The 11,828-nt window shown below is 66.5% G+C and carries 12 protein-coding genes; 9 read left to right on the forward strand and 3 right to left on the reverse strand.

The annotated features are described in order from the left end of the window. Positions 1 to 87: 87 nt before the first annotated feature. Complete coding sequence (locus tag BIGA_RS04660) at positions 88 to 792, reverse strand: LytR C-terminal domain-containing protein (RefSeq protein ID WP_033506504.1); 705 nt, start codon at positions 790 to 792, stop codon at positions 88 to 90. A 127-nt stretch (positions 793 to 919) separates the two neighbouring features. Between BIGA_RS04660 and BIGA_RS04665 the strand changes: the two genes are divergently transcribed. The 8 genes from BIGA_RS04665 to BIGA_RS04700 all read left to right on the forward strand — a co-directional run bounded on the left by BIGA_RS04665 (position 920) and on the right by BIGA_RS04700 (position 8,980). Then, entirely contained in the window at positions 920 to 1,654 is a 735-nt protein-coding gene (locus BIGA_RS04665; RefSeq protein ID WP_033506501.1) for a uracil-DNA glycosylase, read from the forward strand. 42 nt (positions 1,655 to 1,696) lie between these two features. Further along, complete coding sequence (locus BIGA_RS04670; protein WP_033506500.1) at positions 1,697 to 2,761, forward strand: AAA family ATPase; 1,065 nt, start codon at positions 1,697 to 1,699, stop codon at positions 2,759 to 2,761. Further along, positions 2,758 to 3,717: a DUF58 domain-containing protein gene (locus tag BIGA_RS04675; protein WP_033506498.1), complete on the forward strand. Its 960-nt coding sequence runs from the start codon at positions 2,758 to 2,760 to the stop codon at positions 3,715 to 3,717. The genes BIGA_RS04670 and BIGA_RS04675 overlap by 4 nt, the downstream gene beginning before the upstream one ends. Before the next feature lies 1 nt (position 3,718). Next, on the forward strand, positions 3,719 to 4,243 hold the full coding sequence (locus BIGA_RS04680) for a hypothetical protein (protein WP_033506496.1): 525 nt from the start codon (positions 3,719 to 3,721) through the stop codon (positions 4,241 to 4,243). Beyond that, on the forward strand, positions 4,243 to 5,307 hold the full coding sequence (locus BIGA_RS04685) for a vWA domain-containing protein (protein ID WP_033506494.1): 1,065 nt from the start codon (positions 4,243 to 4,245) through the stop codon (positions 5,305 to 5,307). The genes BIGA_RS04680 and BIGA_RS04685 overlap by 1 nt, the downstream gene beginning before the upstream one ends. Further along, a complete protein-coding gene (locus BIGA_RS04690; RefSeq protein ID WP_033506492.1) occupies positions 5,304 to 6,326 on the forward strand; it encodes a vWA domain-containing protein in 1,023 nt (340 codons plus the stop codon). The genes BIGA_RS04685 and BIGA_RS04690 overlap by 4 nt, the downstream gene beginning before the upstream one ends. Then, entirely contained in the window at positions 6,323 to 6,898 is a 576-nt protein-coding gene (locus tag BIGA_RS04695; protein ID WP_033506491.1) for a DUF6466 family protein, read from the forward strand. The genes BIGA_RS04690 and BIGA_RS04695 overlap by 4 nt, the downstream gene beginning before the upstream one ends. Positions 6,899 to 7,405: 507 nt before the next feature. Next, positions 7,406 to 8,980, forward strand: coding sequence for a PGAP1-like alpha/beta domain-containing protein (locus BIGA_RS04700; protein ID WP_033506489.1), 1,575 nt, complete (start codon positions 7,406 to 7,408; stop codon positions 8,978 to 8,980). A 128-nt stretch (positions 8,981 to 9,108) separates the two neighbouring features. Here BIGA_RS04700 and BIGA_RS04705 read toward each other — a convergent pair whose 3' ends face one another. Together BIGA_RS04705 and BIGA_RS04710 are read right to left on the reverse strand one after the other, a co-directional pair. After that, positions 9,109 to 9,324 (reverse strand): hypothetical protein, encoded by a 216-nt coding sequence (locus tag BIGA_RS04705; RefSeq protein ID WP_033506487.1) that lies wholly within the window; start codon positions 9,322 to 9,324, stop codon positions 9,109 to 9,111. Between the two features lie 220 nt (positions 9,325 to 9,544). Then, positions 9,545 to 10,294, reverse strand: a complete 750-nt coding sequence (locus BIGA_RS04710) for a response regulator transcription factor (protein WP_033506485.1) — start codon at positions 10,292 to 10,294, stop codon at positions 9,545 to 9,547. An 85-nt stretch (positions 10,295 to 10,379) separates the two neighbouring features. Between BIGA_RS04710 and purB the strand changes: the two genes are divergently transcribed. Beyond that, positions 10,380 to 11,825: an adenylosuccinate lyase gene (purB, locus tag BIGA_RS04715; protein WP_033506483.1), complete on the forward strand. Its 1,446-nt coding sequence runs from the start codon at positions 10,380 to 10,382 to the stop codon at positions 11,823 to 11,825. Positions 11,826 to 11,828 lie beyond the last annotated feature (3 nt).

The raw sequence follows: 11,828 nt of genomic DNA on the forward strand, positions 1-11,828 counted from the left end.
GGCCTCCGAGTGCTAATTGGGACATTAGCACTCTCGGGGCCCGAGTGCCAACCTCGCCACGGCGATTGCGCTGTTGGCATGAAAAGATCACTGTGCGGCGATGTACACCACCACAATCGGATCGGCGATGCCGGTGGCCTGCTCCACCGTAGCGATGCCCAGGGTGTCGGCGATGTTCTGCGCGGTGGCCAGATCGGTTTCGTTCTGGTACCACACCACGTTCATGGACGGCAACGCGCCGCCGGAGGGATTGGCCGCGATGACGCTCGTGTACCCCACCGACTGCAGGACGCCCGACTGCTGGGCGGCGTACCCGTTGACGCCGGTGGCGTTGATGACACGCACGGACGTGTTGTAGTTCACGGTCTGTTCGGGCTGGGTCTCGGGCTCGGTCTGCGGCTCCTGCGTGGCCGCGTCATCCGACTGCGCATCGCCCTCGCCGACGTCCTGCCCCTCATTCTCGCCCTGATTGGCGGCGTCGTCCTGATCGTCCGCATCAGCCTGCGCGTCATCGCCATTATCCGCGGCGGCATCATCCTGGCCGCCCTTACTGTCCTGCGCGGTCTGCGCGGACTGCTGCGCCCACGGCCAAGGCACCTTGTTCAGCTCTCCCGAGGCGATACCCCATGCCAGCAATCCGGCGAGCGCCGCCACCACGATCACCACGACGAACGGCGCCACACGCACCGCCAGCGACCGGCGGCCGCGGTGCACCCCCACAGGTCCGCTCGGCGGGTTGTCAAAGGCGTCGGTCGAGTACGATCCGTAGGTTTCCTTCTCAGTGTGCGCCATCAGAGCTCCCTTTCATCCGCATTCCAAGCACGAGTGTAGCCGTCGCCATCGCCAGAGCGTGGCAATGGCCGGCAGCATGTGCCGGATGTGCACAGGATCATCGTATGGGCCTCCTACAGTGGGATCCATGAGTACCGCACATGTCAAGCCGCTATCCGAACTGATCGACCCGGGTTGGGCCGCCGCGCTGGCGGATGTGGAGCCCGTGGTGCACGCCATGGGTGATTTCCTGCGCGCGGAGTTGGCGGCGGGCAGGCATTACCTGCCGGCCAGCCGCAATATCCTTCGCGCGTTCACGATTCCGTTCGACTCGATCAAGGTGCTGATCGTGGGACAGGACCCCTACCCGACGCCGGGGCATCCGGTGGGATTGAGTTTCTGCGTGGCTCCCGACGTGCGGCCGCTGCCCAAGAGCCTAATCAACATCTACAAGGAGCTGGTCAGCGATCTGGGTGTGCCGGCTCCCGCCAACGGCGACCTGACCCCGTGGACCGAGCAGGGCGTCATGCTGCTCAACAGGTGTCTGACCGTGCAGGTCGGCCGTCCGAACAGTCATCAGGGCAAGGGCTGGGAGCAGGTCACCGACGCCGCCATTCGCGCGTTGAACGCGCGCACGGATGAGCAGGGACGTCCCAAACCGCTGGTCGCTATCCTGTGGGGGCGCAACGCGCAGACGCTGGAGCCGCTGCTGACCAACGCGTTCATCATCAAATCCCCCCATCCCAGTCCCCTGTCGGCATCACGGGGGTTCTTCGGCTCCCGTCCGTTCTCCCGGACCAACCAGGCGTTGGTCTCCATGGGCGCGAAACCGGTAGATTGGGCGCTTCCCGCAGCCGACGTTCCCAACCAGCCGCTACAATAACTGACCTAAGCGAGTACAACCAGCCGATCGGAAGATATCATCATGCCGCTTTTCCCCATCCACCAGTCCGTCCCGCAGCAACCGACGCCCCCCGCAACGCCACCCACCACCGGCCTGCTGGCCAAGGACGACGTAACGCGGGCCCGTCAGCTCGCCGACCTGCTGCGTGCACGGTTCGCCCAGACCTTGGTCGGCCAGGACAATCTGCGCGAATCGCTGATCGTCACGCTGGTGGCCGGCGGCCATATCCTCATCGAATCGGTGCCGGGCCTGGCCAAGACCACAGCGGCGCAGACGCTGGCCACCGCGGTGTCCGGCACGTTCAAGCGCGTGCAGTGCACGCCGGACCTCATGCCTTCGGATCTGGTCGGCACGCAGGTCTTCGATTTCGCATCCCAGCGCTTCGCCACGCAGATCGGCCCGATCCACGCGAACTTCGTGCTGCTCGACGAGATCAACCGTTCCAACGCCAAAACCCAGTCGGCGATGCTGGAGGCCATGGCGGAGGGCGCCACCACCATCGGTGGCGAGCGGATCGAACTGCCCAAGCCGTTCATGGTCATCGCCACGCAGAACCCGATCGAGGAGGAGGGCACGTTCAACCTGCCCGAGGCCCAGATGGACCGTTTCATGATGAAGGCGGTCATGACCTACCCGTCCGCGGATGAGGAGCGCCGCATGCTGGCGTTGCTCACGCAGCGCGGCTCGGACGTGGTCGACGTCAACGCGCTGAGCCACGACGTGCTGTCCATCGCCGATGTGGAGTTCCTGCGCAAGTCGGCGCGACGCGTCCATGTCTCCGATGCGATCATGCGGTATGCGGTCGATCTGGCCGCCACCACGCGCGGCGCCGGCTCCCATCCGTTGCAGGGGCTCGATTCGCTGGTCCGTCTGGGGGCCAGCCCCCGTGCCTCGATCGCGCTGATCCGCATCGGACAGGCGTACGCGCTGCTGTCCGGCCGCGACTATGTGGTGCCGGAGGATATCAAGGCCTTCGTGCACGAGGTGATGCGCCACCGCATCATGCTCACGTTCGAGGCGCTGGCCGACGGCGTCTCCACCGACCAGGTCATCGATTCGGTGGTCAAGGCGGTTCCCGTCCCATGATCCAAGGCGCCCGTTCCAACGATTCGATCCGCGCTAGGATCGAGGCGCTGGGCACTTCGCTGAGCCTGCCCACCGTGCGCAAGGCACTCGGGGTGCTGGAAGGCGAGCATGCCTCGCAACGCCGCGGCGGCGTGGACGAGCTGATGGATATCCGCGTCTACGAGCCGGGCGACGAGGCGCGCCATATCGATTGGCGCACCAGCGCCCGTGTGGGCCGCCCGATGGTGGTCCAGCGCGAACGGCCATCCACCAGCCGGGTCTGGCTGCTGCTCGACGTCGGCCGGGAGATGACCGGTTCCTGCCCGTCCGGCGAGCCCGCCTATGAGGTGGCGGCCAACGCGCTGCGCATGTTCGCCGCGCTGAGTCTGCGCCGCTCCGATGATGTGTCGCTGGTGTTCGGCGATGCCGCCAGCATCACCCGCGTGCCGTTCAACGGCGGATTCGCCCAGTTCGAGCGCACGCTCGACCAGGCGTTGCAGCGCTCATGGGATCGGCCGCGCAACATCGATGCGCTGCTGGACTACGCCCGGCGCATACGGGACCGTCAGGCGCTGATCGTGCTGGCCACCGACGAGCACGCGTTGCGGCAGCGTCATCTGGAGGCGATTCGCCGTCTGGCGCAGACGCATCCGATGGTGTTCATCGATGTGGCCACGCTCAATCCGTTCGATTCGCGGACCGGGCGGAACTGTCCCGTATATGACGGCACGTCGCGCCGCGCGGTGCCGGCGTTCCTGTCGAACGCGCGTTCCCGTGACGAGGTCGCCACCCATCGCGCCTATCTGGCGGCCGCGCTGAACCGCGAGCTGACCCGCTGCGGATCGCATATGATCCGTTCGGATTCCAGCGCCGCCATGTTCGAGGCCTTCGTCCGTCTGGTGTCCGTGACGTTGGCGCGGTCGGGTCGGAACCAGTTGCGTTCCGCCGCCATGCCGGAATTGCGGATCGGAGGTTGATATGACGTCATCCCTGAACACGGATGATCTGACCGTCATCCCCCAGCTCGATCTGACCGTGCCGCTGGTTGCGGCGCTGCTGGTATGTCTGGCGGTGATGATTGCCGCGATCGTACTGGCCGTGGTGTTGTCCCGTCCCAGGCGCAAGCCGCGTGTCTCGGCTGCGCGGGGCGTCCACGCCGCCGCAACCGGCAAGTCCGTCTGGCGCAACCGCATCAACGCCATCGTCGAGGATCACGACAACAACGTCATCGACCGCGAGGAGGCGTTCCTGCGTCTGGCCGCCGTCGCCCGCGACTACGCCTCCGCCGTCAGCGGCCGGGATATGAGCGCCCAGACGCTGTCCGATCTGCACCGCGGCGACCGGGACGCGCGCCACCGCGACGGACTGAACCTGTTGCGGCAGACCATCGAAGCCCTCTACCCCGCGGAGTTCGCCGACCCGCAGTTCAATAGCGCCGCTCGGCAGACCGATGTGAGGCAGGCCGCCGAATGGGTGTCGACGTTGGTGGAAAGGTGGCGGTAATGACATTGGCTTGGCTATGGCCTTGGGCCGCCGTGGCGCTGCTGGTGGCTGCGGTGGCGCTGGTAGTGGTGATCGTGGCGGTTTCCGTCCGGCGGCACCGCCATGACGAGGGGCTTCGTGTATTCAGCCTTGACGATGACCTGGAGACGGAGCACGCCTCGAAGCTGTTCCATCAGTGGCGGCTGCTCAACCGCGGCGCCGTGGCGCTGCTGACGGTCGCGCTGCTGTTGGCGGTCGCGCTGTCGGCCCGCCCCGCCCAGGTGGATGCGGACAGCGAGCGGGCAAGCAGCCGCGACATCGTGCTGTGCCTGGATGTCTCCGGCTCCGCGTTGCCGTATGACCGCCAGGTGATCGGCACCTACCGGGATCTGGTGCGCAGCTTCGAGGGCGAGCGCATCGGTCTGAGCATCTTCAATTCCACGTCGCGCACGGTGTTCCCGCTCACCGATGACTACGAGCTGGTGACCGCCCAGTTGGACGAGGCCGAGCGTCTGCTGCGCGGCGTGCAGTCGCAGGACGATATCGAGGCGATGAGCGACGAGGATTACCAGCGCATCTCCGACTGGCTGGACGGCACGCAGAACCGCACGAACGCCACGTCGCTGATCGGCGACGGCCTGGTCAGCTGCGCCGCCATGCTGCCGGGATTCGCCTACGGTTCGGCCCCGCAGACCGACGGTGAGCGCAACCGCGCCGCATCGATCGTGCTGGCCACCGATAACGTGGTGTCCGGCGATCCCACATACACGCTTGGCGAGGCGTTGGACCTGACGGCCGCGGTCGGCATCGGCGTGGACGGCCTGTATTCCGGCCCGCGGGAAAGCGAGGACGGCGCCGAATCCTCGGATATGCGCACGTTGGTGGAATCGCACGGGGGCGTGTTCCTGACCCAGTCGAGCGGCGATTCCGTCAACGATCTGGTCCGCAGGATCGACCAGCGCAGAAGCGACGAGCAGGATGAGCATACGCGCTCGGCGCTGGTGGATGCGCCCGGTTGGTGGACGTTGGCGCTGGCCATCGCCGCGGGCGCATGGCTGGTGGTGTCTTGGAGGTTGCGGCGATGAATGCACTGACGTTCTCCCCCGCGCTGGGTTGGCCGGTCGGCGGCGCGATCGCCGCGGTCATGGCGGTGTTGGCCGTGCTGGAGGTGGCGCTGTATGTCCGGCGCCGTGGTTCGAGTGACGAAACGTTGACGGCCTGCATCCGACGGACGGTGATAGCGCTGCTGGTGGGGGTCATGGCGCTGACGCCGAGTGTGGTGACGCCGACCACCAGTCGGGCGGTGAACGCCACCGATGTGGTGATTGCGGTGGACGTCACCGGTTCGATGGCCGTCGCTGACGCCCGGTACGGTTCCGATGAGCCGGTCAGCCGGATGGACGCCGCCAAGCAGGCGGTGCACGGGCTGACCGCGATGTATCCCGACGCCAGTTTTGCGGCCGTGCGCTTCGGCGCTTCGGGCACGTTGGATGTGCCGCTGACGCCGGACAGCATCGCCATCGGCAACTGGGCCGATACGCTGGCCGTGGAGGCCACGTCGGTGTCGTCGGGTTCGAGTCTCGACGCCCCGCTCGTCCAGCTGCTGCTGACGTTGAGGGACATCCGCGAGCAGCATCCGGACGACGCGCTGCTGCTGTACATGATCACCGATGGCGAACAGACCTCGAACCGCACGCGGCGCACGTTCTCCACGCTGCGTCGGTATCTTGACGACGCGTTCGTCATCGGCGTGGGATCCGCCGAGGGCGGGAACATCCCGGTTGTCGCCGATGGCGTGGGCGATTCGCCGGACGGCGAGTGGGTGATCGATCCGGCCACCGGGCAACCCGGGGTATCCGTGATGGATACGGGCAATCTGGAGGATCTGGCCGACGAGATGAGCGGCACGGCGCTGCTGATGGACGCCACGCGCACCATCGACTCCGGCGCCTCCGAGGAGGCCTCCCACCGTTGGAGGGTGACCGAAACCGCCAAGGAACGTACGCGACTGACGCCGTTGGTCTGGCCGCTGGCCATGGTGCTGGTGCCGCTGCTGGTCTGGGAGCTCGGCGCGTGGCTGGCCCTGTCGAGGAGGCTGATATGAGTCCGAAGTCCGGAAACGCCCGCGCCCCGCTTGCCGTCCGTGTGGCGATGGTGGTGATTGCCGTGGTCATGGCTGCCGCCACCGCATGGGCCGCCATCAACCTGTACGCGGCGGTGTCCTGCAACGATGCCGCCCGAACGCTGGAACAGAACGTGTCCGATGCCTCGCAGGACGCCGCGGATCTGGAGATGCTGCGCATCCGGCAGCAACAGGTCGATGACCAATTAGATGACATGCAACTGTTCTCCGCGCTGCTGTTGCCGCAGATCCGGCATGCCGTGGAGGGCAACCTGAACACCTCCCGGCAGTTGACGCAGCGTACTCAGGAGGAGATCGACCGGCAGCAACAGGGCGGTACGGACGATCAGCAGGCCGACCAGCCGATTGACGGTCAGGATGCCGAGGAACTGCTGTCCGGCGGCGGTCTGACCGAGGAGCAGCGCCAACGCATCGAGGAACTGCTGCAGTCCAACCAGTCGTCGACCCCGTCCGAGTCCACGGAAACCTCCGAGGCGGAGGATTCGGACGCCACCGGCGACGGCAACGAGCAGACCGAGGTCAAACCCTGGTGACGGTGACGGTGATGCTCGCCGCACAAGCGCCGCTCCGGGACGACACGCCCGAATGTGGATAACCGGGCATCGTTCGACCACATTGCTTCCCCGCGCTGGACTGTCCGCATCTCCGGCGCGTTCAATGGGGATATGAACACCACCACATTGCTCAGTACCCCGGTGCCTGCGGATGGCCTGCCGGCCTCGCCATCGCTTCATGCCCTGGCCCCGGCCGATGCCTCGCCGTTGGGCACACTGCCGATGGCATCGATCACCCCGTTCGCCGCCCAGGTCTGCCGGTGCCGGCAGGCGGCGGCGGACACCTACACGCTGGTGCGCACCGCGGCCCAGTCCAGCGCCAACGCGGCCCAGTCCACCGCGGTGACGGTGGCCACAGCCGAGCGTCTGGACTGGATCGGCAATGCGGCCACGATGTTCCGCCAGCGGCTGCGTGAGCTGAATGCCCGGGCCGGACTGTTCGCGGACCGTGCACAAGCACGCTGCTCGAGTGTCGGCAGGTGCGCCATGAACTGGCAGGTCACATCCACGATCAGCGGCGGGCATGCGCACTCCGCCGCCACACTGGAGGAGTACTCGGGCTGCGCCGCCGCATTGAACGACGCCGCGCGACAGTGGAGCACCCTGGCCGCCACGTGGAACACCACGATGATGCAGGTCGGCGGACTGCGCATGAGCGCGCCGTTGTGTCCGGCACTGCAGTCGGGGAACGTCGCGGCCGCGGGACATGTCACGTTGCCGTTCCAACGCATCGTTGACGACTGCGGCGATCATATCCGCCAATGCCGGTTGTTCTCCGACGAGCTCACCGAGATGGCCGAACTGTTGATCCGCGCATACTCGCTGTATTCCGAGGCCGAGCGCACCACGCAACGAGTGGTGACCGAGCTCATCCAAGTCGGCGCGGCGCTTTTCCCCGGTCATGCGGCGGCCGCCACCGCGGCCATCGCGGTCGGCGGGTTCATCGGCGGGTCACTGGCGGAGGGAGGGACGAACGGCATCCATGCGCTCGATGCCACGGCCTGGGCCCAGGAAGGGCTGATGTCGGGGTTGGCGTCGAAGGTCGCCGGCATCGGCGGCTTGAAGGGTGCGCTGTCCACCGACGAGGTCAACCGGGCGGCGGGAGGCATCGCCTCGGTGACGGCACCGTTGTATGGAGCGTTGCAGGGTGACGCCCTGCAGGTGAAACAGGTGTACTCGCGCACCGAAGTAGTCCGCGAATCGCACTCAGTGGCCGAGGCGATGGAGAACCTGCGCCGGTTGGGCGAGGAACGGTTGGGCAAGATCGATCTGAACAGCGGGCTCGAATATGGCACGATCGCCATCCAGGAATACCGGAAGGCCGACGGCTCGTCGTCATGGCTGGTCACGATCCCCGGCACCGACGGCAAGCTCGATTCGCCGTTCGGCTGGCCGCAGAACGTGGAGTTGATGAGCAGCGACCCGGAACAGCGGATGCATGCCGACAGCGCCCGCATGGTGCTGGAGGCCATGGAGCGGGCCGGCATCGGCAAGGACGAGCCGGTGGCGCTGATCGGGCATTCGCAGGGCGGCATCGTCGCCGCAGCGATCGCCTCCGATATGGCCGACCAGTACACGTTCGAGCATGTGGTAACCTGCGGCTCGCCCGTCGCCAACCATCCGATCCCGGAGAGGACCTGGGTCACCAGCGTTGAGATCGACGACGAGCTGGTGGCCGCGTTGGATGGCGCGGCCAATCCGGCGACCGAGAACTGGCTGACCGTCACCGGCACCGTGCACAAGGCGCCCGGCAACCTGACCACCAGCGTCAGCGAAGAGGGGTACTGTGTGCCGGGCATCGGGCCAGGCGCCGAGGACCCGTTCACGGCGGCCAGCGTGCGCGATACCGGCGAGGACAAGGAGATCACCCACTGGCTCAAATACCATCAGGCCGCCTACCAAAACGCCACCGATCTGGGCTCTCCCGCCGTGCAACGCCATGAGGCGCACTTCCAGGAGGTCCTGGACGGCGAGCTGGTCTCCACCACCTACTGGCAGGGCCGTATGACCGCATACGCCACCATGGCGCCGGGCGAGCCGGTCAATCCACCCCGCCTGTGATTGCCGTTCCCGATCAGGAGTGGTTTCTTGTATACAAGAAACTGGCGGCCATTTCCGCAATGCCTTCTTGTATACAAGAAATCAAAGCAGCCGCCGCAGTATCGCGAGGTGGTGAGGGTGCACGGCCGCTAGGTCTTGCTTGTGCCGGGACCGGTGCCGTCATGAACCGTAGGTCCCATATCGAGGGTGATGGACAGTGTCATGCCATCCATGGCGGCATATAGCCGCATGCCCATCGATTCTGCCAGGGAACTGACCGCCCCGCTGGCGACGAACACGGCGATGATGACGCCGGCCACCTTGCTGCGGACGATGGTGTGCAGCGCCGTCACGATGAACGTCACGGCGACGACGCCGAGGATGTTCAGTCCGGCCAGCCGCCAGCACGATCCTCCCGCGCCACGGCCGTGCCGCGTCCCTCCGGACCCGGTGACTGCCAGACTACGGAGCCGTTCTTGCCCAACACTCGCGCAAATCTTGCGAATTCGTGACGTTCCGTCCCGCCCGCGCCCTCATGCTCCGGCGGGCGGGCTGAACCACCCGTGCCGGGGCCGGGACCCGCGTTCAGCGGGGCACGGTGAGCTTGACGCCCAGCCCCCATACCGTGCGGATGTATCCGTCGGTGCCGCTCGCCCTGAGTTTGGCGCGAATCTTGGAGATATGCGCGGTCACGGTGTTGTCGTCGACCGTGTACGGCTCGCCCCAGCACAGCTCGTACACCTGCCGTTTGGAGAACACCGTGTCCGGGTGGTTCATCAGTAGTTCGATGATGGCGAATTCGATGTTAGTCAGCGACACCGGCCCATCGTCGATCCGGAACGTGTGAGCATCGATGTCCAGGCGCCACCGACCGATCTCGAGCACCGTATGCCCGTCGTCGGGCGCCGCCGCACGGGCACCGCCACCCGCGGGTTCCGCCCCGTCGGCGTACCCTCGACCGCGCAGCTGCGCCCCGATGCGGGCGGACAGTTCATCCAGGTCGAAGGGTTTGACCAGATAGTCGTCGGCACCCAGGCGGAGCAGCCCGATACGATCGTCGACCGCGCCGCGGGCGGAGATCACGACGACCGGCACGCCGGAGCCGGACTCACGCAGCCCGGCCACCAATCGATCGCCGGAGATCCCGGGCAGCATCAGGTCGGTGACGACCAGGTCATACGGCTTGCCGGCGTCGGTAGCCCGTTCCAGGGCCATCCGCGCCTCCGACCCCGAATAGGCGGACACGCAAGCATATCCGTCCCGTCCCAACCGCTCGCACACCACCTCGTTGATGTCGGCGTCGTCCTCCACGACGAGAATCCGCGTGTCGTCCATCGTCCTCCCTCCGGTCGTCCCGGACCGGTTCCGGGTCCGCGCACCCATCCATGCCGTTTCGCGGGGTGCAAGTACTCTGGTAAGCATGAAGCTTACCGATATCTCCCCCGCAATCGCATTGACCCCCCTGGATGGCCGTTACCACAAGCAGACCGCCGACCTCGTCGAATATCTGAGCGAACCGGCGCTCAACCGCGAGCGCATCCACGTCGAGGTCGAATGGATGATCCTGCTGGCCAACGGATTCGACGGCAACGGCAACCAGCCGATCGTCGAGGGCGTCCAGCCGTTCACCGAAGCCGAGATCGCGTTCCTGCGCGCCATCCCCGAACAGTTCGGCGCCGAGGGCATCGCCGCGCACGCCGCGCACGAGGCCGTCACCCATCATGACGTGAAGGCCGTGGAGTACTACATCGACGACCAGATCGACAAGGCCGCCGCCGTACTCGGCCCGGACACGCAGCTCAACGAGCGCATCAAGACGCTGGTTCACTTCGCGTGCACCTCCGAGGACATCAACAACCTGTCCACGGCGCTGTGCGTCAAGCAGGCGATGGAACAGGTCTGGCTGCCCGCGTTCCGAGCGATCGTCGACCATCTGGCCGCCAAGGCCGAGGAGTATCGGGACATGCCGCTGCTCTCGCTGACGCACGGCCAGCCGGCCACGCCGACCACGCTGGGCAAGGAGCTCGCCGTCTACGTGTACCGCCTGAACCGTCAGCTGAAGCATCTGGAGTCCCAGGAGTACCTGGGCAAGATCAACGGCGCCACCGGCACCTTCGGCGCGCATCTGGCCGCGCTGCCCGAGGTCGACTGGATCGCGGTGTCCCGCGAATTCGTGGCCAACCGCATGGGACTGACCTGGAACCCGCTGACCACGCAGATCGAAAGCCACGACTGGCAGGCCGAGCTGTACTCGACCGTCTCGCATGCGAACCGCATCATGCACAACCTGTGCGTGGATGTCTGGATGTACATCTCGCGCGGCGTGTTCGCGCAGGTGCCGGTCAAGGGCGCCACCGGCTCCTCCACCATGCCGCATAAGGTCAACCCGATCCGCTTCGAGAACGCCGAAGCGAACTTCGAGCTGTCCTGCTCGCTGCTGGACACGCTCTCGGCCACGCTGGTGGAATCCCGCTGGCAGCGCGACCTGACCGATTCGACCACGCAGCGCAACATCGGCTCCGCGCTCGGCTATTCGCTGCTGGCGCTGAACAACCTGCTCGGTGGCCTGAACTCCATCCATCCGAACGCGGCCGTGATGGAGCATGAGCTCGACGCCAATTGGGAGGTGCTGGGCGAGCCGATCCAGACCGCCATGCGCGCCTGCGAGCTCAAGGGCCTGCCCGGCATGGACAAACCCTACGAGAAGGTCAAGGAGCTGATGCGCGGCCACGAGATCAGCCGGCAGGACGTGGAGCGGTTCATCGACGGCCTGGCGTTCGACGATGAGACCGCCGCCCGCTTGAAGGCCCTGACCCCCGCCACCTATACGGGCGTGGCGGGCACGCTGGTCGATCTCGACCGCTGATTC

Source organism: Bifidobacterium pullorum subsp. gallinarum, assembly GCF_000741215.1.
GTDB classification, from domain to species: domain Bacteria; phylum Actinomycetota; class Actinomycetes; order Actinomycetales; family Bifidobacteriaceae; genus Bifidobacterium; species Bifidobacterium pullorum_B.

What these genes read in the sequence shown, in the direction of transcription:
- BIGA_RS04700 (WP_033506489.1), top strand. Translation starts at nt 7,406, where the DNA reads ATGAACTGGCAGGTCACATCCACGATCAGCGGCGGGCATGCGCACTCC.
- BIGA_RS04710 (WP_033506485.1), bottom strand. Translation starts at nt 10,294, where the DNA reads ATGGACGACACGCGGATTCTCGTCGTGGAGGACGACGCCGACATCAAC.
- BIGA_RS04680 (WP_033506496.1), top strand. Translation starts at nt 3,719, where the DNA reads ATGACGTCATCCCTGAACACGGATGATCTGACCGTCATCCCCCAGCTC.
- BIGA_RS04665 (WP_033506501.1), top strand. Translation starts at nt 920, where the DNA reads ATGAGTACCGCACATGTCAAGCCGCTATCCGAACTGATCGACCCGGGT.
- purB (WP_033506483.1), top strand. Translation starts at nt 10,380, where the DNA reads ATGAAGCTTACCGATATCTCCCCCGCAATCGCATTGACCCCCCTGGAT.
- BIGA_RS04690 (WP_033506492.1), top strand. Translation starts at nt 5,304, where the DNA reads ATGAATGCACTGACGTTCTCCCCCGCGCTGGGTTGGCCGGTCGGCGGC.
- BIGA_RS04685 (WP_033506494.1), top strand. Translation starts at nt 4,243, where the DNA reads ATGACATTGGCTTGGCTATGGCCTTGGGCCGCCGTGGCGCTGCTGGTG.
- BIGA_RS04695 (WP_033506491.1), top strand. Translation starts at nt 6,323, where the DNA reads ATGAGTCCGAAGTCCGGAAACGCCCGCGCCCCGCTTGCCGTCCGTGTG.
- BIGA_RS04670 (WP_033506500.1), top strand. Translation starts at nt 1,697, where the DNA reads ATGCCGCTTTTCCCCATCCACCAGTCCGTCCCGCAGCAACCGACGCCC.
- BIGA_RS04660 (WP_033506504.1), bottom strand. Translation starts at nt 792, where the DNA reads ATGGCGCACACTGAGAAGGAAACCTACGGATCGTACTCGACCGACGCC.
- BIGA_RS04675 (WP_033506498.1), top strand. Translation starts at nt 2,758, where the DNA reads ATGATCCAAGGCGCCCGTTCCAACGATTCGATCCGCGCTAGGATCGAG.